This window comes from Pseudoalteromonas sp. PAR1 (assembly GCF_947311895.1).
Classification (GTDB): domain Bacteria; phylum Pseudomonadota; class Gammaproteobacteria; order Enterobacterales; family Alteromonadaceae; genus Pseudoalteromonas; species Pseudoalteromonas lipolytica_C.
On record NZ_CAMZMY010000002.1, the window covers coordinates 141,684 to 166,192 of the forward strand.

Genomic DNA, 24,509 nt, shown 5'->3' on the forward strand with positions numbered 1-24,509 from the left:
CTTAGCGAAACCTGAACTATACTGATTTACCTAATTAAGCGAATTAGTATAAAAACAAAAAAGCCACCTTACGGTGGCTTTTAGTGTATCGCTTATAATTAGCGAATAATGCCGCGCTCAGAGCTTTTCACAAAGTCTATCATCAGCTGAACAGCAGGATACTTTGCTGCATCTTCAGTTAACTCGGCGATAGCTTCTTCAACACCTAAACTCTTACGGTAAAGCGTTTTATATGCACGACGGGTTGCCATAACTTCATCACTTTCAAAACCTCGGCGTTTCATGCCTTCAGTATTGATTGCTACAGGGCCAGCCGGCGTGCCAATAGTAGTTACAAATGGTGGTACATCTTTATTTACGCCAGAGTACATACCTACAAAGGCATGAGCACCAATTTTACAAAATTGATGAACACCAGAGTTACCCGCGAGAATAACCCAGTCACCTACGTGTACGTGACCAGCAACAGAGGCATTGTTAGCAAATATAACGTTATCACCAATTACAGCATCATGTGCAACATGGGTGTACGCCATAAATAAGTTGTTACTACCAATTTTTGTCACACCTTGGTCTTGGATAGTACCACGGTGAATTGTTGCACACTCACGGATCACATTGTTATCACCCATGATCAGCGTAGTTGGTTCATTCGCGTATTTTTTGTCTTGGCAAGCTTCACCAACCGATGCAAATTGAAAAATATGGTTACCAGAACCAATCGTCGATGGGCCTTTAACAACCACATGAGATTCGATGATACAGTTATCACCAATAGTTACATCGTTTCCGATATAGCTATAAGGGCCAACTGACACATTTTTGCCAAGTTTTGCACCTGGTTCGATTATTGCCGTAGGATGAATCACTATTAAAACTCTCTTCTCGCACACATGATTTCGGCAGTACACACCACTTTGCCGTCAACTTTTGCTTCTGCTGCAAACTTCCATATATTGCGGCGCTCTTTTACAAACTCTACATGCAAATGCATAGTATCGCCAGGTAATACCGGCTGTTTGAATCGTGCATTATCAATCGCAGCAAATAAATACAGTTCATTGTCACTACGGTTTTCAACTGTTTTAAAACCTAACAAGCCCGTAGCTTGAGCCATTGCTTCTAGGATCAACACACCAGGAAAAATTGGTTGGTTAGGGAAATGACCCGTAAAAATAGGTTCGTTCACTGTTACATTTTTAATTGCATGTAACGACTTGCCTGGCGTGTAATCTAATACACGGTCAACAAGTAGCATCGGATAACGATGCGGAAGTAAACTCAAGATATCTTGGATATCAAGACTATTTAATTCATTTGCCAAAATAGCATCCTTATTTGTCTTCAATATTGAGTGACTTTGTTAGAGACTCAAGTGCTTTAATGCGGTCTTTCATATCACCGAGGTTTCGGATATGGGCAATACTACGTCGCCATTCTTTATTGGTTAGATGTGGCAAGCCCGAAGAATAAATCCCAGGTTCTGTGATTGCCTTAGTCACCATACTCATGCCGGTGATTATAGCACCATCGCATACGCTAATGTGACCATTAATTGCAACCATGCCACCAATCTGACAATTCCGACCAATAACTGTACTGCCAGCAAATACCGTACAACCAGCAACTGCAGTACCCGAACCGATCTCGACATTATGCGCTATTTGACATTGATTATCGATAATTACATTACTATGAATGATAGTATCGTCAAGTGCACCACGGTCAATGGTCGTTGATGCACCTACTTCAACCTTGTTACCAATAATTACACGGCCTAGCTGTGGAATTTTAATCCACTCACCACGCTCATTCGCATAGCCAAAACCATCGCTACCCACAACTGTATTCGCTTGAAATAAGCAGTCACTGCCGATTTCGACTTCATGGTAAACACATACATTTGCCCAAAGCTTAGTGCCTTGGCCAATTTTTGTATTTTCACCGATAAAGCAGCCTGGACCAAGTTGTACGTCGTTGCCGATTACAGCCCCCGCTTCAATCACCACATTAGCAGCGATCGCGACATTATCACCAATACTGGCTGAATCGTGAATGACTGCACTTGGGTGAATACCAGTAGCAGCTGAACGCGGCGTGGTATCCATAAGCTGGGCAAGCTTGGCGTAACATACATAGGGGTTAGCAACCACAAGCTTATTGCCTGTAAAAAACGCTGCATCAGCCTCGGATAAAATCACCGCACTGGCTAATGTGTCGTTCAATTGTGAGCGATATTTCTTGTTCGCTAAAAATGCAATATGCCCAGGTTGGGCATTTGCAAGTGTTGATATTTTTGTAATCTCTGTGGCGCCATCACCCTGAAGTTCGGCGCCTAAAAGATCCGCAATCTGCGAAAGCGTGTAATTATGCATATATGATTTCTATTGCTTACTTACTTTTTCAACTACTTTATCTGATAAATCAGATACTGTTTTAGGGTTAAAATAAATTGTTGTTTCTTTAACTTTAACTTCATCAAACTTGCCAGCTTTAGCCACTTCTTCGATTGCATCTAAGATTAGCTTTTGAACTTTAGCTAACTCTTGGTTTTGACGCATCTTGATTTCTTGCTCTAAAGGACGGCCTTTTTCAGCAAGTTGCTGCTGCATACCTTGAATCTTAGTACGTAATTCATCTTTCTGCTTATCGCTCATCGTTGTTGATTCACGCTTGAACTTTTCAGCTTCAAAACGAATATCGCCTTGTAACTTTTCTAACTCTTGACGACGCTCAGAAAACTCAGCTTCAAGTGACTGCTCTACTTTCGCCATTTGAGGGATTTGCTTGTAAATTTCTTGCATATCAACAACACCTACTTTGTGCGCAAATGCACTTGTTGAAAGGCCCATAGATAAAGTAGCAAGCAATGCGAAGGCTGTTGATTTAATTGATTTTTTCACGTAAAAACTCCTTTAGAATGTATTACTAATATTAAAGCTGATGGTCTTCGTATCGTCATCTTCTTCTTTTTGCAATGGATACGCAAAACTAATCAGCATTGGACCCATTGGAGAGATCCATTGTAATGAAAGACCCGTTGAAACCCTAAAGCGCATTGGATCTGAATAATCATCCAATTTTGCGCGTTGATCGGTAGACAGGTTTTGATAACGGTCAATGTTAAACTCTGTATCCCATACGTTTGCTGCATCTACGAAGAAGCTAGTACGTACAGAGCTGGTGTTTTCTTCATCTAAGAAAGGTGTTGGAACGATTAGCTCCATCCCTGCTACCGCTTTGGCGTTACCACCAATTCGGCCTGCTGTGTATAACTCGTCAAACTCTGATGCACCACCAATGCTACCTGTTGTAGTACCATCAGGTAATGGTGTACCAGGAATACTTTGCGGAACACGAGAAACAGCACGTGGTAGAATCGTATTTCGATCGAAGCCACGTAATTCCATTTCGGTAATTCTGAAGAACTCCTGGAACGGCAGTGTTTGGTCATAACCATTGGTTGTACCGTAACCATTACCATAGCCAAGTGCTGCACGCGTTGAGAATACCCAACGGTGGTCATTACTAATTGGCCAGTAGAAACGCGAATCATAGTTTAACTTAAAGTACTGTAAATCAGAGTTCGGCGTTGTCGCTGTTAAGTTTAGTGATTGACGCGAACCAGCCGTTGGGAATAAACCACGGTTTACGGTAACACGCGACCAACCTGCACTAAGCTCATACTTAGTAAAGTCAAAACCTGCATCAGGGTTTTCTGGGTCTAAGAAAGTTTCACGCATTACACGAGTTTGCTCGTATTCAGCAATGTCAGATAACTCTTCTTGGATCCAACGAACACCAAAATTGATACGGTTAACAGCATCGATTGGGAAGCCAATGTTCGTACCAATACCATAGCTCTTTGATTTATAGTCGATTAGACTGAATTTACTTGCATCATAGTTGCTGTAGAAGATACTACTCCCTTGCGATACACCATCTGGCGTAAAGTAAGGGTCTGTATAAGAAACACTGATGCGTTCAGAACCACGTGAGGTATTGATATTGAAACCAATTTGGTTACCGGTACCTAAGAAATTTGATTCACTAACACCGATATTAAATTGCAGACCTAAGTAAGAACCATAAGCAAGGCCAGCGTTAAAGCTACCAGCTGATTGTTCTTTAACAGTAAAATCGACATCTACTTGGTCATCAACTCCCGGTACTGGCACAACATTAAAATCAACACTTTCCATGTAAGGTAAACGTTGAATTTGTAGTTTAGAGCGCTCTAAGCTTTGATTTGATAACCACGCACCTTCAAGCTGGGTCATTTCACGGCGTACTACTTCATCAGAGGTATTTTGGTTACCACCTACGATAATACGACGAACATAGACGCGCTTACCTGGGTTAACTGACAAGGTTAATTGAACTTCTTTTTTCTCGTCATCAATCTCTGGGATTGTGCGTACTTCAGCGTTGGCATAACCAAAACGCGCTAAATAGCTTTTAATGAATTCTTCAGAAGACGTAACCACCGAGCCATTATAAAGCTCACCCGTTTTCAGCGGGATAACACTTTTGATTAACTCTTCGCGACCAAGCAAGTCACCAATAAAATCAAACCCTTTTACGGTGTACTTTACACCTTCAGTGATATTAGCTGTTACGTAAACTGAGTCACGTTCAGGACTAACTGAAACTTGGGTTGAATCGATATTAAAACGAAGGTAACCACGGTCTAAATAGTAACTACGAATTTTTTCTAAGTCGCCTTCAATGGTTTGCTTTTGATAGCGGTCGCTCGACATGAACTTCCACCACGGCAAATCTTGTTGTGACTCAGCTAATTTAAGTAGCTCTTCATCAGAGAATAATTCGTTACCAACGAGGTTAATTTGACGAATAGAAGCGGCATCGCCTTCATCAAATTTAAACAATAGCTTCACACGGTTACGTGGCAGCTTAGTGATAGTTACATCCACTTTAGCATTGTACTTACCGATACTATGGAAAAACTCAACTAAACCTTTTTCTATATTATCAAGAACAGTTTTATCAAGTGGCTCACCCGTACGAATATCTTGCTGATCGAGCGACTCATTTAACTGCTCATCTTTGATGTCTTTATTACCATCAAATTCGATCATGCTGATCGTTGGGCGCTCTGTTACGCGGAAAATAACACTGTTGCCATCGCGTAATGCTTTAATATTATCAAAGTGACCTGAACGATAGAGAGCCTTTATGGTTCTTGAAATTGTATACTCATCAATATTATCGCCCACGTTGATTGGAATATGCGTTAGCGCTGCACCTAGAGCAACACGTTGTAAACCTTCAACTTTTAAATCATCTACAATAAAGGAGTTTTGGCCTAGGGCTGCAAAGCTTGCACCTAATAAACTTGAAACTGCCAAATGTTTTTTTATAGCCATTTTATTATCTTTATCCTTTACAACTGTATTACCGCTCAACACCTTGTAAGTTAAACTTTTGCGGTGTTTTACAATCGTGTTCAAATTGGAATTTTTCGCTCATTTGTTATAAACGCGATACATCATTGAACAAAGCGAAACATGTTAAAAACAGGAGCAGCAACGCACCCACTTTAAAACCAAATTCTTGCGTCTTTTCAGAGACCGGCTTTTTGCGAAAAAGTTCAATTATGTAATACATTAAGTGCCCACCATCAAGCACTGGCAACGGTAATAAGTTAAATACACCTAGGTTTACACTTATTAATGCTAAGAAGCTTAAAAAAGCAACCAAACCATAGCTTACGCTAGTTCCCGCACCGACTGCAATGCCTACAGGGCCACTTAAATTTTTAACCGACACCTGACCGGTAATTAAATTACCAATCATGTCGAAACTTAGTGTGATTAAACGCCATGTTTCTTGTATGCCCAGCACAATACTATCGACAGGGCCATAATGTCTAGTTTCAATATAATTTTCTGGCCATGGCTCAACCACTGGAGACACACCTAAGAAACCTTGTTCAACACCTGAATCATTGATTTGGCCTTTAGGTGTAACAATAAGCTCTTTAATACTATCTTGTCTTTGTACACTAATTTGTAAGGATTTGTTAGGTGATTGCTGAATTAGTGAAACTAACTCGTTCCAAGTGCTGATATTTTCACCATTTACGGCAATAATTTTATCATTTACCTGTAATCCTGCCTGTTCTGCAGCTGACCCTTTACTGATCATCGCTACCTGCAGTAAGGCGTTAGGTCGAAAAGGTACTATACCAATCGATGTTAATGGTGGTACATCTTGCTGATCTAATTTCCAGCCATCTAAGTTAAGGGTACGCACATGCTTTTGATAGTTTTGGTCACGAAGCGTAACAACAACGCTTTGCTCGCCTAAACGGCTCATCAATGAGAAGGTGGCATCTTGCCAAGTGCTGATATCGTCTTCACCGATTTTAATAATTTGTTGGTTCGGCTCAATATTAGCAGCTGCAGCACGGCTTCCTTGAGTCACTTCCCCAACCACAGGTTTTAATGACTGAACGCCCACCATGTACATGACAGCTAAAGCAAAAATAGCAAATAAAAAGTTCGCCATTGGTCCGGCTGCAACTATCGCTATACGTGCTTTTACTGATTTGGCATTAAATGATAAATGACGCTGTTCTGGCGGTACTTCGTCAACACGCTCATCAAGCATTTTGACATAACCACCTAGTGGGATTGCCGCTATCACATATTCTGTTTGCTGTTTGTCATACCACTTGATCAACGGCTTACCAAAGCCAATTGAAAAACGCAGTACTTTGACACCTGCCTTACGTGCAACCCAAAAGTGACCATATTCATGCACTGTCACTAAAATGCCTAAGGCAAGAATAAATGAACCCAGATTCCAAAAAAAATCAAACATGCTAATTAATGCCTCTTCTAACAAACTCAGTGGCTTTAATGCGAGCAGCTTCATCACAAGCCAGGATCTCGTCTAATGTATGCACATTAACATCCTGTGTTGCTGCTAGGGTTTGTGAGTTAATACGAAAGATATCTGTAAACTTAATCTGGCCAGCTAAAAATGCAGCAACTGCAACTTCATTTGCAGCGTTGACAGTGGTTGTTGCACCCTGCCCCATTTCGCATGCTTCAATCGCAAGATTTAAATTTGGATATCGTGCATAATCTGGCTTAGTGAAAGTAAAGTCTGCAATCTGTGCAAAGTCGAGAGGTTTAACCCCAGCATCAACGCGCTCAGGAAATGCTAAAGCGTGAGCTATAGGAGTGCGCATATCTGGATTACCCATTTGCGCAAGCACTGAGCCATCTTGATATTGCACCATAGAGTGAATAATACTTTGCGGGTGTATCACCACTTCAATATCGCTTGCTTGGCAATTAAATAACCACTTAGCCTCAATAAATTCAAGGCCTTTATTCATCATGGTTGCTGAATCAACAGATATTTTTTGGCCCATCGACCAATTAGGGTGCGCCACAGCTTCAGTCACGGTCACAGCTGATAATGTTGCGACATCGCGAGTTAAAAATGGCCCACCAGACCCTGTTAATAAAATTTTGCTAACGCCATTATCGGCCAGTAAACCCGACCCGTTTTGTAAAGCCGCAGGCATACATTGAAAAATAGCATTATGTTCACTGTCGATAGGCAATAAAGTAGCACCATGCTGTTTTACTTTATCAATAAACAGCTGCCCCGACATAACTAGAGACTCTTTATTAGCAAGCAATACTTTTTTGCCCGCCTCAACGGCGCTTAAAGTAGGTAACAAGCCTGCTGCACCGACAATAGCCGACATAACAGTGTCAACATCAGTATGAGCAGCAAGCTCGCTCATAGCACTTGTACCTGCAAGAATCTCTGTTTTACAAGAGCTACTGGCAAGTAAGTTAGACAGCGCAGCCGCGGCGTGTTGATCTGCCATTACGGCAAACTTAGGTTGATGTGCAATACATAGTTCAGCCATTTTCTCGGCATTTTTACCAGCAGCTAAGGCAAAAACAGCAAAGCGCTCTGGGTTACGAGCAACAACATCTAAGGTGCTTAAACCGATTGAACCAGTTGCGCCTAATACGACGAGTTGTTCTACTTTGCTCATAAACTCAATGTCCATGCGTAACAAAGTACAAAAATAGGTGCAGCAGCTGTTAAGCTATCGATGCGGTCTAGAATACCACCATGACCTGGTAAACATGAACCGCTGTCTTTCAAGCCAACTTCACGTTTAAACATACTTTCTAATAAATCGCCTACCGCTGAAAACAGCGCAATAAATGCTGTCATAATCGCATAAATTGGCCACACAGCCATATCAACATTGCTGTAATGACAAAATACTAAAACAAAAATAACTGAGGCCACCACGCCACCAAGTAGGCCTTCAATGGTCTTATTTGGGCTCACTTTTGGCATTAGTTTGTGTTTGCCTAAGTTTTTACCAGTAAAATATGCACCGATGTCTGCGCTCCAAACAATGCCTAAAACCACAAGAATAAGCATAGAGCCGAAATGGGTTGATTCGCCATAGCCTGCGCTACGCAGGGTATTTAAAGCTAACCAAAGTGGTACGAGTGTTAAAAATCCGGCAATGGCACGCATCACAATGCCTTCATTCCACGCTTTTGCCATAGCGGGATAACGCCAAACTAAGTAAGTAGCTACAATCCACCAAGCAAACGATAGCGTGAATAGATAGTTTGCATCACCTACTAGTTGACCATTTTGCCAAAGCGAGTCAATCGGCCAATGCCAATTTAATAATGCAAGAAACACCGCTGTTGCAGCGACAAATCCAAAACGTTTAACTTTATCGCATAGCCCCATAAACGCAGACCATTCCCATGCACCGAGTAATACGATACCGGCGGCGATATAACTAAATAGAGTTAATGGGGTATAAAATACCAATACAAGTGCAAGTGGTGCCAACACGAGCGAGGTTAAAATTCGTTGTTTTAGCAATGTGTGTACCTTCAACTAGTAATTAGGTCTCGGCGAGTAATTGTTTTATTTGTTCGCCTGTACAACCAAATCGTCGCTCTCTGGCAACGTAACATGCGATAGCATCGGCAAAAGCAGCTTCATTAAAGTCTGGCCAAAGCGTATCGGTAAAGTAAAGCTCAGCGTAAGCTGCTTGCCATAAAAGAAAGTTACTAATGCGCAAATCACCACCTGTGCGGATCATTAAATCAAGCTCAACTTGATCTGCCATGCTCATGTGTTCACTCATGAGCTCTTCGGTAATCTCTTCAGCGGCCATTTCACCGGCTGCGACTTTTTTTGCAAGCATGGTTGCGGCATTGGTAATATCCCAACGGCCACCATAATTAGCAGCAACGTTTAATTGCAAGCCCGTATTATTACGGGTTAACTCGTGTGCTGCATCAACTTTATTACGCAAATTCTCAGAAAAGCGTGATAAATCACCAATTATATTGAGCTTTACATTATTTTTATGAAGCTTTTTAACTTCTTTGCCCAACACGAATAAAAATAGCTCCATGAGCGTATTTACTTCGTCCTCTGGGCGTCGCCAATTTTCGCTACTAAATGCGAATAGTGTTAACGACTGTATACCTAAGCGAGTACAAAATTGCACTGATTGACGAACCGCATCAACGCCTTTTTTATGCCCATAAACACGTGGGCGATTTTTCGCTTGAGCCCAACGACCGTTACCATCCATGATTATAGCGACATGCTTAGGCAAACTTTGCTGGGAAATTTTATCAGCGTTAAGAACCATAAATATCGAGTATTCCATAAAAAAACGCCGTCTAGTATACCCCAGCCGGCGTTTCAAAACTAATAAATTTGCAATGACCTGCTTGCCTTTCAGGATTCATCCCGAAAAGAAAAACAAGAGCTTTTAGATTTCCATCAATTCAGCTTCTTTCGCTGTTAATTGTGTATCCATCTCTTTGATGAACTTATCTGTAAGCTTTTGGATTTCGTCTTCTGCTTGACGCGCTTCATCTTCAGAAATTTCTTTGTCTTTCAATAAGCTCTTAATGTCGCCATTTGCGTCACGACGAATGTTACGAACAGCAACACGGCCGCCTTCAACTTCACCACGTACAATTTTGATAAGGTCTTTACGACGCTCTTCAGTAAGTGGAGGAAGTGGAACACGGATCACAGTACCAGCAGACATAGGGTTTAAACCTAAATCTGATGCCATTATTGCTTTTTCTACCGCTTGCGCTAATGACTTGTCGAACACGCTGATTGCAAGTGTACGCGAGTCTTCAATTGTTACATTAGCTACTTGGTTTAGTGGCGTGTCAGCACCGTAGTAAGACACTTGAATACCGTCAAGTAATGCAGGGTGAGCACGGCCTGTGCGAATTTTAGATAATTGACTGCCTAGTGCCGCAACACTTTTTTGCATACGTTCTGACGCATCTTTTTTGATATCGTTAATCACGGTTCAATCCTAATCTATTTATTAATTTCATCCGAGGCTTGTGAAGAGATAAGCGTTCCTTCATCTTCGCCCATAATTACACGCTTAAGCGCGCCTGATTTATTCATGTTAAATACACTTAAAGGCATATTATGATCACGGGCAAGCGTGAATGCCGCTAAGTCCATAACCTTTAGTTCTTTATCAATGATCTCATTGTAGCTTAAGTGGCGATATAATGTCGCGTCTGGGTTTTTCACTGGGTCATCTGAATAAACACCATCAACTTTTGTCGCTTTAATTACGGTATCAGCTTCAATTTCAATACCGCGTAAACACGCTGCAGAATCAGTGGTAAAGAATGGGTTACCTGTGCCTGCAGAAAAGATAACAACACGACCAGACTTTAATAAGCTGATAGCTTCTGCCCAGTTGTAAGCATCACACACGCCATTTAATGGAATGGCAGACATTAAGCGACAATTTACAAATGCACGATGCAAAGCATCACGCATTGCCAAACCATTCATTACCGTAGCAAGCATACCCATGTGGTCGCCCACTACGCGGTTCATACCTGCTTCTGCTAATGAACCACCACGCAAGAAGTTACCGCCACCGATAACTAAACCTACTTCTACGTCGAGCTCTACAAGTTCTTTAATTTCTTGAGCCATACGGTCAAGTACTTTCGGGTCGATGCCGAAGCCTTCGTCTCCCATTAATGCTTCACCGCTAAGTTTAAGAAGAACACGTCTAAAAATAGGTTTACGATTGATAGTCATAATATTTGGGCCAGCCTTAATAATGAGATAAAAAATAACCGCGCTATGGTTACACATAAAACGCGGTTATTTTAAAGAATTTTCATCAGTGACGCAAAAGCTAATAACAGATTAATTTCATCTAATTGTCCTACGTCACTAAGTTAGAAAATTACTCGCCTTTTGCAGCAGCGATTTGAGCAGCTACTTCAGCAGCGAAGTCTTCTTCTTTACGCTCGATACCTTCACCAACTTCTAAACGGATGAAGTTAGTAACAGTTGCGCCTTTCTCTTTAAGAATTTCGCCAACAGTTTTCTTAGGTTCCATGATGAAAGCTTGACCAGTAAGAGAGATCTCACCAGTGAATTTCTTCATACGACCAACAACCATTTTCTCAGCGATTTCAGCAGGCTTGCCTTCGTTCATCGCGATGTCGATTTGAACTGCTTTTTCTTTTTCAACAACGTCAGCTGGTACGTCTTCTGGGTTTACGAACTCAGGCTTAGACGCAGCTACGTGCATAGCAACTTGCTTAAGTGTTTCTTCGTCAGCTTCACCAACTACAACAACACCGATACGGTCGCCGTGGCGGTAAGAAGAAAGTTTGTCACCGTCGATGTACTCAACGCGACGAACATTGATGTTTTCACCGATTTTAGCAACTAGTGCAACACGCGTTTCTTCGAACTGTGCTTTAAGTGCATCGATGTCTGCTTTAGATTCTGCAGCAGCGTCTAATACTTCATTCGCGAAGCCAAGGAAGTTTGAATCTTTAGCAACGAAGTCAGTTTGACAGTTAACTTCAAGAAGCGCAGCGAAACCGTTACCTTCTTTGATTAAGATTGTACCTTCAGCAGCGATGTTACCTGCTTTTTTAGCAGCCTTTGCAGCACCGCTCTTACGCATGTTTTCAATCGCTAACTCGATGTCACCGTTAGTTTCAGTTAACGCTTTTTTACAATCCATCATGCCAGCGCCAGTACGCTCGCGTAATTCTTTAACTAGGGCAGCAGTTACAGCCATTAGAATATCCTCAATTGAATTCTGTTATAGGGAAGCGGTATGGGCCGCTTGACAAGAATAACAAGTCTTCACCTTGATTAGATGAAGACTTGATGACAGCTAATTATTCAGCTTCTACGAAGTCGTCTTTTTCAGCTTGAGCAACGATGTTGTTCTCACGACCTTCAGTGATCGCAGCTGATACAGCGCCAGTGTAAAGTTGAATAGCACGGATCGCATCGTCGTTACCAGGTACGATGTAATCAACACCGTCTGGGTTAGAGTTAGTATCAACGATAGCAACAACTGGAATACCTAGGTTGTTAGCTTCACGGATAGCGATGTGCTCGTGGTCTGCATCGATAACGAAAAGTGCGTCAGGAAGACCGCCCATATCTTTGATACCACCAAGGCTCTTTTCAAGCTTTTCCATTTCACGAGTAAGCATTAACGCTTCTTTCTTAGTTAACTTTTCGAAAGTACCGTCTTGGCTCTGCGCTTCAAGGTCTTTAAGACGCTTGATTGATTGACGAACTGTTTTCCAGTTAGTCAACATACCGCCTAACCAACGGTGGTTTACGTAGAACTGCTCGCTTTGAATAGCTGCTTCTTTAACTGCTTCGCTTGCTGCGCGCTTAGTACCAACGAAAAGTACTTTACCTTTGTTAGAAGCTGCGTTCGATAAGAACTTAAGTGCTTCGTTGAACATTGGTACAGTTTGCTCTAGGTTGATGATATGAACACGGTTACGAGCGCCGAAGATGAAAGGCTTCATCTTAGGGTTCCAGTAACGTGCCTGGTGACCAAAGTGAACACCAGCTTGAAGCATATCGCGCATTGAAACGTTTGCCATTTTATAATCCTCTATAATTTAGGGTTAGGCCTCCACATATCCCATAGCACCAACACCGTAGTTAATTTGTAACTTAAGTGCACCCAAGTGTATGTGACGATACGTGTGTGTGTTAAAATAAAATTGTGTTTGTCTTAAATACAAAAAATCAGTTAAGAATTTATTTGTAAAAAGACGGCGCGCTTTATACCATATTAAAATTGAAAACTCAACGTCTAGTGCAAAATTTGTGCACTAAAAACTGACCTGAAAAACAACTTTGGAGCCTCAATGAGTGCTGTGATCAAGACCCCTGAAGAAATCGAAAAAATGCGTGTTGCCGGGCGCTTAGCCGCCGAGGTACTTGAAATGATAGAACCGCATGTGGTGCCAGGTGTAACCACAGATGAACTAAATACAATTTGTCATGATTATATTGTTAATGTTCAAGATGCTATTCCAGCACCGCTTAATTATCACGGTTTCCCAAAATCAATTTGCACCTCAGTGAACCATGTAATTTGTCACGGTATTCCAAATGACAAACCGCTCAAAGAAGGTGATAGCGTAAATATTGACGTTACTGTGATCAAAGATGGTTATCACGGTGATACTTCTAAGATGTTCCATGTAGGTACACCTAATATTCAAGGTAAGCGCCTTGCGGATATTACGCAAGAAAGCCTATACCTTGCTATTAAAATGGTAAAACCTGGCGTGCGCTTAGGTGATATCGGTGCTGCAATTCAAAAGTACGCTGAGAGCTTTAACTATTCAATTGTTCGCGAATACTGTGGTCACGGTATTGGTGCTGAGTTCCACGAAGAGCCACAAGTAATGCACTATGGAAAAGCAGGTACTGGCGAAGTATTGAAAGCTGGTATGTGCTTAACAATCGAGCCAATGGTCAATGCCGGTAAACGTCAGTGTAAATTACTAAAAGACAACTGGACAGTTGTAACAAAAGACCGTTCTTTGTCTGCGCAGTGGGAACACACACTACTAGTGACTGAAAATGGTGTTGAAATTTTAACGCTCCGATCAGATGATACTATCGACAGGATCATCGAACACTAGGAGCCAGCCCCTGTGGCATTACCCAATAAAGTAAAAAAGTTGCTCAGCCAAGCTGAGCAACTTAGCGATTATCGCGACTGTTCTAGTTATTTTTATAAATGGCTACAGAACGAATTCTCAAAACAACCCGTTAGCAACTTAATTAATGCCCGTGCTGAGTTTATCGACCGCTTATTAATTAAACTGTTTCATGATTACGACCTTGCTCACGAAAGTGACTTAGCACTTATCGCTGTGGGTGGATATGGTCGTGGCGAACTACATCCCTACTCCGATATCGACTTTATGCTGCTGGTTAGTGAACAGCCCAGTGAAGCCGTATGCGAGAAAATCGGCCAGTTCGTCACCATGCTTTGGGATCTTAATTTAGAAATTGGTCACAGCGTTCGTACAATAGAACAAGCATTAGAACAAAAACGCGAAGATGTGACATTTGCCACCAGCTTGCTCGAAAGCCGATTAATTTTTGGTAATCACATTGAATTTGAAAAACTCAAAAATCATTTGATTGATACACCTATTTGGCGCTCAGACGAATTCTTTTTGGCAAAAGTACAAGAACAAAGTTTACGCCATAAAAAATGTCATGGTACGGCTTATAATCTTGAACCAAACATCAAAGAAAACCCAGGTGGCCTGCGCGATTTACAGACCATTATTTGGGTAGCTAAAAAGCACTTTAGAGCCGAAACATTACAAGAACTAATAAATCACGGCTATCTTACTCACGAAGAATACCAAGAGCTTTCTGAATGTTTAGAAAACCTTTGGAACATTCGTTTTGCGCTGCACATCGCTGCGGGGCGATCTGAAAACCGTTTACTGTTCGACCACCAACCTCACGCAGCAGAAATTCTTGGCTTTGGTAGTGAAGGTAAGGCCTCAGTTGAGCGCATGATGAAGCGCTTATTCCGTATTATGAGCCGCGTGCGTGAACTCAACCAAATGCTACTTTCATACTTCGAGCAAAGTATTTTACCAGGTGCCGGTGAGTTACCAGTGGTTGAGCTTGACCGTAACTTTGAACGTATTGGCCATCAAATTCGCGTAAAAAACCCGTCGGTGTTTTTCCGCCGAGATCAGCTATTTGTGTTGTTCGAGCATATTGCTGATAACCCTGAAATTACCCATATCTACCCAAGTACTATACGCACAATGCGTCAAGTACGTCGCCGGTTACTCGGTGATTTACAAGATTACGCCGCTTGCCGTGAAGCATTTTTGCGCTTAATTAAACACCCAAATGGTATGGGTCGCGCATTTACCTTAATGCACAAGCACGGCATTATCGCGGCCTATTTACCGCAGTGGCGTAATATCTTTGGGCAAATGCAATTTGATTTATTCCACGCCTATACCGTGGATGAACACACCCACAAACTAATCAACAATATTTATAAATATTTTGATAAGTCAAAAGTCAGCGAGTTTCCGCTTTGTAGTGAAATCGTCACCCGCATGGATAAACCTGAGTTACTTTATTTAGCGGGTATATTCCATGATATCGCCAAAGGCCGTGGCGGCGACCACTCTGAACTAGGCTCGGTTGATGCGATTGCGTTTGCTAAATTGCACCGTTTCCCGTCATCAGACGGCAAACTTATTTCATGGTTAGTGGCTAATCACTTACTTATGTCGGTTACAGCACAACGTAAAGATATTAATGACCCAGACGTAATTAAAGACTTTGCAAGCAAAGTAAAAAATGAGCGCCAGCTAGATTATTTATATTGCTTAACCTTGGCCGATATTCGTGCCACTAACGATAATCTATGGAACGATTGGAAAAACACCCTACTACGTGAGCTGTATTTACATACCCAGCGAGCACTGCGTTTAGGTCTTGAAAACCCAATGGATCAGCGCGACCAGATTCGTGATAAAAAACAGCAAGCCAAGCAGCGCTTATTGAATCACGGCTGCAATGAAGACCAAATCGACTTAATTTGGAGCCGCTTTAAAGCGAATTATTTTACCGCCTTTAGTGAGCAACAAATTTCGTGGCAAACAGAGCACTTATTAAATTGTGAAGATTTAAGCCTACCAAGCGTCACTGTTTCTGACACCGCAATGCACGGGGGGACGCAAGTATTCGCTTACAGCCCATACTCAGGGGGTTTATTTGCACGCTTGGTGAGTGTAATTGGTTCGAAAAAAGCGCAAATCCAACATGCCCAGGTGTTAACGACTAAAGATGGCTATGTGATTTTTAGCTTTGTTATTTTAGAAGTTAATGGTGACCCGATTGCAAGTAGCCGTGCGCAAGGCATTAAGCGTGCATTAGAGCTTGCGATTAGCGATCCGAAAAAGAAAATTCGCATCAAAAAGAACCGCTCACAGCGCTTTAAAGACTTTAATATCAAACCAAAAATTGTGCTTAGACCGCATGCTCGTAAAGATCGCAGCTTAATTGAAATCCAAGCGGTGGATATTCCGGGTCTATTAACGAAAATTGCGGAAGTATTTCAAGCACACTTATTACATATTCATGCCGCGCGGATCACCACTGTTGGTGAACGTGCAGAAGATTTCTTCGTGGTATCAAATAACGAATACCAAGCATTAACAGACGAAGAACAGGCTAAAATTCATCAAGCATTGCGTAAAAAACTCAACGCAGAAACCGAATAAGAGGATCTTATGTCAGATTTAAAAACCATGATCGAAAACGCCTGGGACAACCGCGATAGCATCAGCCCAAGCACGGTATCAAGTGAAGTAAAGCAAGCGATTATCGATGCGCTTGAATTACTTGATAGCGGCGCTGCCCGTGTTGCTGAAAAAATCAGTGGTGAGTGGGTTGTACATCAATGGTTGAAAAAAGCGGTGCTACTGTCTTTTCGTATTCGTGATAACCAACCTATGAGCGATGGTGTTAATCAGTTTTACGACAAAGTACCACTTAAATTTAGCGACTACACACCAGAGCAATTCCAACAAGGCGGTATGCGTGTTGTGCCTAATGCAGTTGCGCGCAAAGGCAGCTTTGTAGGTAAAAACGTGGTGCTAATGCCATCTTATGTGAACATTGGTGCCTACGTTGATGAAGGTACGATGGTTGATACATGGGCAACGGTTGGCTCATGTGCACAAATTGGTAAAAACGTTCACTTGTCGGGCGGTGTAGGCATTGGTGGTGTACTTGAGCCACTGCAAGCAAACCCAACGATTATCGAAGATAACTGTTTTATCGGTGCACGCTCTGAGATTGTTGAAGGCGTTGTGGTAGAAGAAGGTGCGGTTATTTCAATGGGTGTTTACATCAGCCAAAGCACGCGCATCTATGACCGTGAAACAGGCGAAACTCATTACGGCCGAGTACCAGCGGGTGCAGTTGTTGTTCCAGGTTCTTTACCGTCAAAAGATGGTTCGCACAGCCTATACGCTGCTATCATCGTGAAAAAAGTTGACCAGCAAACTCGCGAAAAAGTAGGTATTAATGCCCTACTTCGCTCGATTGATGAATAACAGAACTGAGCTGTAAGTTTAAAAATTTAAGAAGCGCGATACTAACTAGTTTCGCGCTTTTTTATTTGTAATGCAGTGATTTTTAGTTAGTTTGTTGAGATATACTGACAAATATGTTTTAGTATAAAAAACAAACAAAAATAATAGAAAAATGTTTAAGTCTTTTCGGAGTTTCACTCACACGGAGTTATTTTATTACACAGGTCTATTCTATCTTGTGGCAATCTTGCTGTTTGTATCACGCAGCTACCTATACGAATTGTTTGTAACCGATTCGAATTCACACCGCGCTGAGGTCAAAAAACTTGAAGTTGCTTTAACATCGCATGTTCGTAAAGAATATGTGTTTGAAGCATTGCAAACAACCTTAGATGGCCTTGCAACCCCAGATCGAGTTGCAGTTAAAATCCAGTGTTATACATCTTTCTGTGATGTTAGTTTCACTAATCCCTTTATCACCATTAACAACCACAATCACTACAGTGCAGAAGTAAAACGTCTATTTGAGCAAAACGTTACTACTCTACGCCAAAAGGATACTGCTAACTAGTTTCGCGCTTTTTTACTTAAAACTGAGCGCTTAAGCCTTAAAGCTCCCTGTTAAATTGTTACATCTTATTTCAAATACACATTTTATCGCGAATTAACGGCTATTCAGCGTTACTCCTGACATACATTTCATTTACCTCACTGGCACTTTTTTTACATCGCACTACAATGCACACAAACTGATTTTGGAACACACACAATGAACCTGACACGTAGTTCGCTGAAGAACCCTGCGAGTGTTATTGTCATCTTGGTGTTGATTATGTTGTTTGGCATGTTAAGTATTTTTAAGTTGCCAATTCAGCTCACACCAGATATTGAGCAACCGCAGATCACTATTTTCTCTGGCTGGCGCCAAGCTGCACCTGAAGAGATTGAATCAGTGATCATTGAACCGCTTGAGAACGCGGTAAAAAACACCCCGGGTGCGCTAGAGGTTAATACTTACATTAACCGTGGCAATGGCTCTATCACGTTAACTTTTGCAGTTGGGCAAAACATGCAACAGGCGATGCTTGATGTATTAACTAGCCTTAACCAAGCGCCACCTCTGCCGTTAGATGCATTTGACCCTGTGGTTTTCGCTGGCGGTAATAATGGTGAAGCTGCAGCAACTTTATTAGTCACACCAAAAGATTTTAATAGCGACAGCCTTGATTTAGACATGGCGCAGTTCCAAAAACAAATTGATGAATTTGTTGAGCCCCGTTTGGCACGTATTCCTGGTGTTGCTCGCGTTGACTTAGCCAGTGAACGACCAAAAGAATTACGTATTACCTTTGACCCTCACAAAGCCGCAGCACTTGGCGTCAGCCTGGACCAAATCAGTAATGTATTAGCCAGCTCACGCGATACCTCAGGTGGTCTTGCCAATGTTGGCCGTCGTCAATATACAGTTCGCTTTACGGGGCAATATGATTTATCGAGCATGGCACAAATGCGCGTTGGCTATTCAGGCGATAGACCTATTTACCTTGGCGATATCGCAAGTGTAGAGCGCACTTTTTCTGACCGTTTAGGGATGAGTGGTCGAAATGGTAAACCCGCGTATTACATTCGTATTTCGCGCGCTAACGAAGCCAACACCGTTGCGCTACTTGATGACATTAATCTTGCCATTAAAGAACTAAACGAAGGGCCGCTGGCTGAAAATGGCTTATCGATTGAATTAAGTTTTGATGCCTCAGTGCATATTCGTAATGCCTTGTCGTTGGTTAAAAGTAACTTAGGTCTAGGTGTTTTGCTGTCGTGTTTAATCTTGTGGTTGTTCTTTAGGGGCTTAAAGGCCACGTTTGTGATTGCAGCGACAATTCCTGTCTCTTTGTTAGTCGCGTTTTTAACGTTGAATATTTTTGACCGCAGCTTAAATGTTATTTCACTGGCCGGCCTTGCCTTTGCTGTTGGCTTAGTACTTGATGCCGCCATCATAGTGCAAGAAAATATCGCAAGGCTCAGAAGCGAAGGCTTTGATAGTAAAAAAGCAGCGATAAAAGGCGCTGCTCAAGTAACAGGTGCCTTATTTGCCTCAACCACCACCAGCGTTGCTATCTTCTTGCCAATTTTATTTATGGCAGGTATTGAAGGGCAGTTATTCTCTGACTTAGCGCTCACCTTATCCATTGCTGTAATTGCCTCGATGATTTGCGCAATTACACTGATTCCGTTGGCTAACCACTTTTGGCCAGACAAAGAGCTAAAAGCGGATCCTTATCGTGAATATTGGCATAAGCTGACTAACTTCATCATGGCGCTTACCAATACCCGCGTTAAACAAATAGTGTGGATAGTGTCGTTATTAGGTGGCTCACTCGTCGCGACCATGACCATGCTCCCGAAAACTGATTTTATGCCGCGAGCACCAACCGATGGCTTTTTCTTTAACTTAAATACCCCACCTGGCGGCAATGTACAGTTTATGGAAGAAGAGCTGCTGATGCGTATTAAAAAGCGCTTAATGCCTTATTACACAGGTGAAAAAGAGCCGGGGATAAAAGATTTTAACTTTTATGCATTTGGTTCGAATGCTGGCGGCTTTATTTATTCAGCCGATCCACAACGTGTTGAAGAATTAATGAAGGTCGCCCGAGAAGAGATCTTCATTGATTTACCCGACACCCAAGTATTCTTCTTTAGAGGGTCGATGATCCAAGTTGCTAATGGCGGTGATGGTCGCAATATCAATATCGATTTAACTGGCCCAAATATGGACGAGCTAATAGCCGGTGCTAATGTTGCGCTGCAAGCAGTTACAGAAGCAATGCCAAATGCTACAGCAAGGCCACAACCACGACTCGATATGGCAGAGCCAGAGCTTAGGCTCACACCCAATGACCGTCGTATAACCCAAGCAGGGCTAACTCGTCGTGATGTATCTCAAGCAGTGCAAGCCTATACAGGTGGGTTATTTGTTAATGAATACTTTGATGGCAACGAACGTATGAACGTGATTTTGCGCGGTATTCCATGGCAAACTCCAGAGGAGCTTAAAGCACTGCCCATTGTGACCCCACAATCAGGTATTCAAACTTTAGGGGAGCTTGCCAATATTGAACGCACCGTAGGCCCAACCCAGCTTAGACGTGTTAATGGCCGCCGTACCGTGAGTATTGTTGTCACGCCACCAGCAGACATGAGCTTACAACAAGCACAAACCATTCTCTCAGAGCAAGTTATGCCAAAAGTTCGCGCAAGCTTGCCCGACAGCTCTGGCGCGATTTTGGCGGGTAACGCACAAAAAATGAATTCGGCCATGCAAGAAATGACAATCAACTTTATCTTGGCTCTGTTTATTTTATTCTTGCTAATGACCGCATTGTTTAAATCAGTCAAAGACAGCGCGTTAGTTTTACTGGTCATGCCATTGGCAATTGCAGGCGGTGTACTGGCTTTATTTGTACTTAACTTATTTACCTTTCAATCGCTCGACTTACTAACCATGATTGGCTTTATTATCCTGCTGGGTCTGGTGGTAAATAATGCCATTTTATTGGTTGACCAAACCCGTGTTGCGATGGCCGCAGGACTCAGCCGAGAAGACGCTGTTCGCCAAGCAGTACTACTGCGCGCAAGACCCGTTTACTTAAGTACCTTAACCAGCTTATTTGGCATGCTGCCACTGATGCTAATGCCGGGGGTAGGATCAGAAATTTACCGTGGTCTTGCCACTGTGATTGTCGGCGGCATGGCCATTAGTGCCCTATTCACCCTGATATTAATGCCAAGTTTATTGCAACTTGGCAGACAACTGCCGCCCGCTAATAACAAACAGCAACCAGAAAAAACGCCTTTAAGCTTGGTATCGAATCAATGAGTATTAAAACAATGAACACACCTTTTCGTAAATTAACCGCTCGCTTTTGTGCGCTATTCAGCTTTATCGCATTTAACGCCTTCGCAGTCGTGCCGGTTACAGTAGAAACCGTCACACAAGCTCCGCTGACAAGCGAAATTGAAGTTAGCGGCACTTTGTATGGCAAAGATGATGTAACCCTAACAGCAGGCGTTAGCGGCCGTTTATTATATGTTGTAGAGCCAGGCACTCTGGTTAAAAGTGGCGACACCCTAGTTCGTATGGATACCTTACCGCTTGAACTTGAAAAAGCACGCCAGCAAGAAATGCTCAATCGCGCCAAAATAAACTTACGTTTATATCAACAAGAGCTCGCTCGTTTACAAAAACTCGCCAAAGCCAGCAGTGCTGCAGCAAGCCAAGTCGATGATATGCAAAATAAGCATGACCTTGCGTTATCTGATATTGCACTGGCGAAGGTTGAATTAAAAGTAATAGACGATCAACTTTCGCGTGCAACCGTTCGCGCCCCATTTGATGGCGTGATCAGCGAGCGTTTTAAACGCGCTGGTCGCGAAATAAATCGCGCAGATGAACTGGTCACTCTGCTCGATATTAATAACTTAGAAGTGCGTTTGTACGTGCCTGTTAAATACTTAAAGTTTTTACACAAAGGCATAGAGTTACCCATTCAAGCCGGGGACTTATCAGCCCCTGATATGACAACAGCCACCGTAACTGCGGTGATCCCATCAACCGATCCGCGTTCACAAACCGTAGAAGTACGTGCCTTACTACCAAATGATGCTGAGCAAACATGGGCAATTGGCCAACTGGTGGATGTAGCCGTGCCACTAAAAAGCAAAGGGGATGTACTACTGGTGAATCGCGATGCGCTGATCTTACGCAAAAAAGGCACCCATATCGTCAAAATCGACAACGACAACAAAGCCCTGCAAATTCCCGTAAAAGTCGGTAATGGCAAAGATAAACTGGTTGAAGTCACCCCGACTTCAAACATCGCTTTAAATGCGGGCGATAAAGTGGCAGTACGAGGCGCCGAGCAACTACAAACTGGGCAAGAAGTCGAAGTTCAGGTAAAGCAATAACTAGTTAGCTATGTAAGTAATAGACTGCCAGCAAATGAATATGTTGTGAGCTGGCAGTTATGACTATTTCAAAGATCAATACCAACACCTCTTCACTTTATTACAAACAGCCAAACCCTTTTAATGAAATTTCTTGAGTATTCGCGCCACTTTGGTTTTTATGTTGAATGATCAAACGCGAATCTTGGCTAGTAAAGGTAAAGGTTCCGAGCCAAGGTAGCTGGGCTATTGGTTGCATGTGGTAAAAACCCTTTGCATCAAAGCATATAAAAGAGAACTCATGATGTACCGGAGCAAATACGCCATAATCAGCGGTAAATACAGCAATGTTGTCTTGCAGCATAAAGTGTTTCGCTTGCGTGCCCGCTACTAAATACCAAAAGCATATTGCTGTCATTATCACCACTTGTAAGCCGCCGAGTAAAAAGACTGAAAATTTAAGAATACGGGTCGATTTACTAGCTTCCATATAAAGGCGCTTTGCTTTGAGTAATAACCAAAGCCCAATGGCAACCATAGTGAGCTTTATAATCATCAGCGCCACGCCTACTTGATACATCAGCTTAGGGCTATGCCATTGAATGCCAAATGTTTGCGGGATAAACAAACTATCAATTAAGGGCAGTAAAATGAGTAGGAATGGCAGAATAAGCGCTTTGTTTTTCATTCTTTACTTTTCTAGTGTTCTTGCATAGATAAGTGCCTAATGTTAATTCTTGGGCTCTAAAAAAGCAAAAAGGCGCAACCTGAGGTTACGCCTTTTATCGTTCTGGGCAGAACTTAAAATCTACAGTGCAGCGAATACATCGTCTGTTTTAGCAGCACAGATAAAATCATTTTTGTGTAACCCTTTGATAGAGTGGCTCCACCAAGTAACAGTTACTTTGCCCCACTCGGTTAACAAACCTGGGTGGTGACCTTCTTCTTCAGCCATATCGCCCACTTTATTAGTGAACTCAAGTGCTTGCTTGAAGTTTTTAAACTTGTAAACACGCTCTAATTGCATAATGCCGTCGCGCACTTCAGGAACCCAATCTGGGATCATTTTGATCAATTCTGCTAATTCAGCATCAGAAACTTTTGGCGCATCCGCACGACACGCTTCACACTTTTGTGTGCTTAATGAAGACATTATAAATCCTTAACTTGCTAATTTTTCTTTAGGAGGAAACTTTGGCTCATGTAGCCCTAATTCTTTTGCTTTACTCACCAGCGACATGATATCCATTTGTGAAATATCAAATAAGTCATTGATTGAGTTTATGGTGTAGTACACAGGCTGCATAATATCAATACGATAAGGTGTACGTAATACATCTAGCACATTCATCGCATTGATTTCAGGCTTATCTGAGTACACGTATTGTGTTTCGCCGGGGCTCGATAAAATACCACCACCATAAATACGCAGACCCTGTTCGGTTTGCATTAAACCAAACTCAACAGTAAACCAGTACAGGCGCGCTAAATAAACACGATCTTTCTTTTCAGCGGCATAACCTAACTGACCATATTTGTGCGTAAACTCAGCAAATGCTGGGTTGGTAAGCATGGCACAATGGCCAAAAATCTCGTGGAAGATATCTGGCTCTTGTAAATAGTCAAACTCTTCACGACTGCGAATAAAGGTCGCAACAGGGAACTGCTTATTTGCTAATAATCGAAAGAACTCATCAAAATCAATCAGTGCTGGAACAGGTGCAACTTGCCAGCCCGTTGTTTCGAGTAGCACTTCGTTGAGTTCACTAAGTTGTGGAATACGATCTGTTGGTAAATTAATTTTCTTAAGACCTGCTAAATATTCATCACAGGCTTTACCTTCTATGCAAGCGAGTTGGCGAGCAACTAGCTCAGACCATATTTTATTTTCTTCTTCGCTCCAATGGATAACCCCATTTTCATCAGGTTGCTTGGAGGTGTAATTACTTGCTTTAGCCATAATAACCTTCTTCGTTAAATCTTGATCAGCATTGATCAGAATCTCATTAACTTGTTAAGACGATACTATGTAAAAGTAAGCTAAATTTTAATAGTTTTGGCTGTTTCTAAGGTTTGCAGAAACAG

The 24,509-nt window shown here is 42.2% G+C and carries 22 protein-coding genes; 6 read left to right on the top strand and 16 right to left on the bottom strand.

Going from position 1 to position 24,509, the window contains the following annotated elements; all coding sequences use genetic code 11:
• Positions 1-98: 98 nt before the first annotated feature.
• The 13 genes from lpxA to rpsB form a co-directional block, all read right to left on the bottom strand.
• The gene (gene lpxA / locus QL229_RS02120) at positions 99-869 is read right to left on the bottom strand and encodes an acyl-ACP--UDP-N-acetylglucosamine O-acyltransferase (RefSeq protein WP_135924016.1); all 771 of its coding nucleotides are present in this window, start codon (positions 867-869) and stop codon (positions 99-101) included.
• Between the two features lie 2 nt (positions 870-871).
• On the bottom strand, positions 872-1,324 hold the full coding sequence (gene fabZ, locus QL229_RS02125) for a 3-hydroxyacyl-ACP dehydratase FabZ (protein WP_135924015.1): 453 nt from the start codon (positions 1,322-1,324) through the stop codon (positions 872-874).
• A 10-nt stretch (positions 1,325-1,334) separates the two neighbouring features.
• A complete protein-coding gene (gene lpxD / locus QL229_RS02130) occupies positions 1,335-2,375 on the bottom strand; it encodes a UDP-3-O-(3-hydroxymyristoyl)glucosamine N-acyltransferase (protein WP_135924014.1) in 1,041 nt (346 codons plus the stop codon).
• A gap of 9 nt (positions 2,376-2,384) precedes the next feature.
• Positions 2,385-2,903, bottom strand: a complete 519-nt coding sequence (locus QL229_RS02135; RefSeq protein ID WP_138558148.1) for an OmpH family outer membrane protein — start codon at positions 2,901-2,903, stop codon at positions 2,385-2,387.
• A 12-nt stretch (positions 2,904-2,915) separates the two neighbouring features.
• On the bottom strand, positions 2,916-5,387 hold the full coding sequence (bamA, locus tag QL229_RS02140; RefSeq protein ID WP_138558149.1) for an outer membrane protein assembly factor BamA: 2,472 nt from the start codon (positions 5,385-5,387) through the stop codon (positions 2,916-2,918).
• Positions 5,388-5,493: 106 nt separating this feature from the next.
• Complete coding sequence (gene rseP, locus QL229_RS02145; RefSeq protein ID WP_135924011.1) at positions 5,494-6,846, bottom strand: sigma E protease regulator RseP; 1,353 nt, start codon at positions 6,844-6,846, stop codon at positions 5,494-5,496.
• 1 nt (position 6,847) lies between these two features.
• Positions 6,848-8,047, bottom strand: coding sequence for a 1-deoxy-D-xylulose-5-phosphate reductoisomerase (gene ispC / locus QL229_RS02150; protein WP_138558150.1), 1,200 nt, complete (start codon positions 8,045-8,047; stop codon positions 6,848-6,850).
• Positions 8,044-8,910, bottom strand: coding sequence for a phosphatidate cytidylyltransferase (locus QL229_RS02155; protein WP_135924009.1), 867 nt, complete (start codon positions 8,908-8,910; stop codon positions 8,044-8,046). Before QL229_RS02155 ends, ispC begins: the two co-directional genes overlap by 4 nt.
• Before the next feature lie 22 nt (positions 8,911-8,932).
• Positions 8,933-9,712 carry an isoprenyl transferase gene (locus QL229_RS02160; protein ID WP_135924008.1) on the bottom strand — a complete coding sequence of 260 codons (780 nt, stop codon included), beginning with the start codon at positions 9,710-9,712 and terminating at the stop codon, positions 8,933-8,935.
• Between the two features lie 105 nt (positions 9,713-9,817).
• On the bottom strand, positions 9,818-10,375 hold the full coding sequence (gene frr, locus QL229_RS02165; RefSeq protein WP_135924007.1) for a ribosome recycling factor: 558 nt from the start codon (positions 10,373-10,375) through the stop codon (positions 9,818-9,820).
• A 14-nt stretch (positions 10,376-10,389) separates the two neighbouring features.
• A complete protein-coding gene (gene pyrH / locus QL229_RS02170; RefSeq protein ID WP_135924006.1) occupies positions 10,390-11,139 on the bottom strand; it encodes a UMP kinase in 750 nt (249 codons plus the stop codon).
• 151 nt (positions 11,140-11,290) lie between these two features.
• Entirely contained in the window at positions 11,291-12,142 is an 852-nt protein-coding gene (tsf, locus tag QL229_RS02175; RefSeq protein ID WP_135924005.1) for a translation elongation factor Ts, read from the bottom strand.
• A gap of 103 nt (positions 12,143-12,245) precedes the next feature.
• Positions 12,246-12,974: a 30S ribosomal protein S2 gene (gene rpsB / locus QL229_RS02180; RefSeq protein WP_054562046.1), complete on the bottom strand. Its 729-nt coding sequence runs from the start codon at positions 12,972-12,974 to the stop codon at positions 12,246-12,248.
• Between the two features lie 246 nt (positions 12,975-13,220).
• Here rpsB and map point away from each other — a divergent pair, with 246 nt between their 5' ends.
• The 6 genes from map (at position 13,221) to QL229_RS02210 (ending at position 22,445) form a co-directional block, all read left to right on the top strand.
• Positions 13,221-14,030 carry a type I methionyl aminopeptidase gene (gene map / locus QL229_RS02185; protein ID WP_268833789.1) on the top strand — a complete coding sequence of 270 codons (810 nt, stop codon included), beginning with the start codon at positions 13,221-13,223 and terminating at the stop codon, positions 14,028-14,030.
• A gap of 12 nt (positions 14,031-14,042) precedes the next feature.
• Complete coding sequence (gene glnD, locus QL229_RS02190) at positions 14,043-16,661, top strand: [protein-PII] uridylyltransferase (protein WP_135924003.1); 2,619 nt, start codon at positions 14,043-14,045, stop codon at positions 16,659-16,661.
• 9 nt (positions 16,662-16,670) lie between these two features.
• The gene (dapD, locus tag QL229_RS02195; RefSeq protein ID WP_063706839.1) at positions 16,671-17,498 is read left to right on the top strand and encodes a 2,3,4,5-tetrahydropyridine-2,6-dicarboxylate N-succinyltransferase; all 828 of its coding nucleotides are present in this window, start codon (positions 16,671-16,673) and stop codon (positions 17,496-17,498) included.
• Positions 17,499-17,715: 217 nt separating this feature from the next.
• Positions 17,716-18,048 carry a hypothetical protein gene (locus QL229_RS02200; RefSeq protein WP_138558151.1) on the top strand — a complete coding sequence of 111 codons (333 nt, stop codon included), beginning with the start codon at positions 17,716-17,718 and terminating at the stop codon, positions 18,046-18,048.
• Between the two features lie 198 nt (positions 18,049-18,246).
• Positions 18,247-21,357, top strand: coding sequence for an efflux RND transporter permease subunit (locus tag QL229_RS02205; protein ID WP_138558152.1), 3,111 nt, complete (start codon positions 18,247-18,249; stop codon positions 21,355-21,357).
• On the top strand, positions 21,354-22,445 hold the full coding sequence (locus QL229_RS02210) for an efflux RND transporter periplasmic adaptor subunit (RefSeq protein ID WP_235382024.1): 1,092 nt from the start codon (positions 21,354-21,356) through the stop codon (positions 22,443-22,445). The genes QL229_RS02205 and QL229_RS02210 overlap by 4 nt, the downstream gene beginning before the upstream one ends.
• 100 nt (positions 22,446-22,545) lie before the next feature.
• Here QL229_RS02210 and QL229_RS02215 read toward each other — a convergent pair whose 3' ends face one another.
• From QL229_RS02215 to phhA, 3 genes are all read right to left on the bottom strand, one after another.
• Positions 22,546-23,112 (bottom strand): hypothetical protein, encoded by a 567-nt coding sequence (locus QL229_RS02215; protein ID WP_138558153.1) that lies wholly within the window; start codon positions 23,110-23,112, stop codon positions 22,546-22,548.
• A 120-nt stretch (positions 23,113-23,232) separates the two neighbouring features.
• Positions 23,233-23,577: a 4a-hydroxytetrahydrobiopterin dehydratase gene (locus tag QL229_RS02220; protein WP_036969771.1), complete on the bottom strand. Its 345-nt coding sequence runs from the start codon at positions 23,575-23,577 to the stop codon at positions 23,233-23,235.
• A 9-nt stretch (positions 23,578-23,586) separates the two neighbouring features.
• Positions 23,587-24,384, bottom strand: coding sequence for a phenylalanine 4-monooxygenase (gene phhA, locus QL229_RS02225; RefSeq protein ID WP_054553132.1), 798 nt, complete (start codon positions 24,382-24,384; stop codon positions 23,587-23,589).
• Between the last annotated feature and the right edge of the window lie 125 nt (positions 24,385-24,509).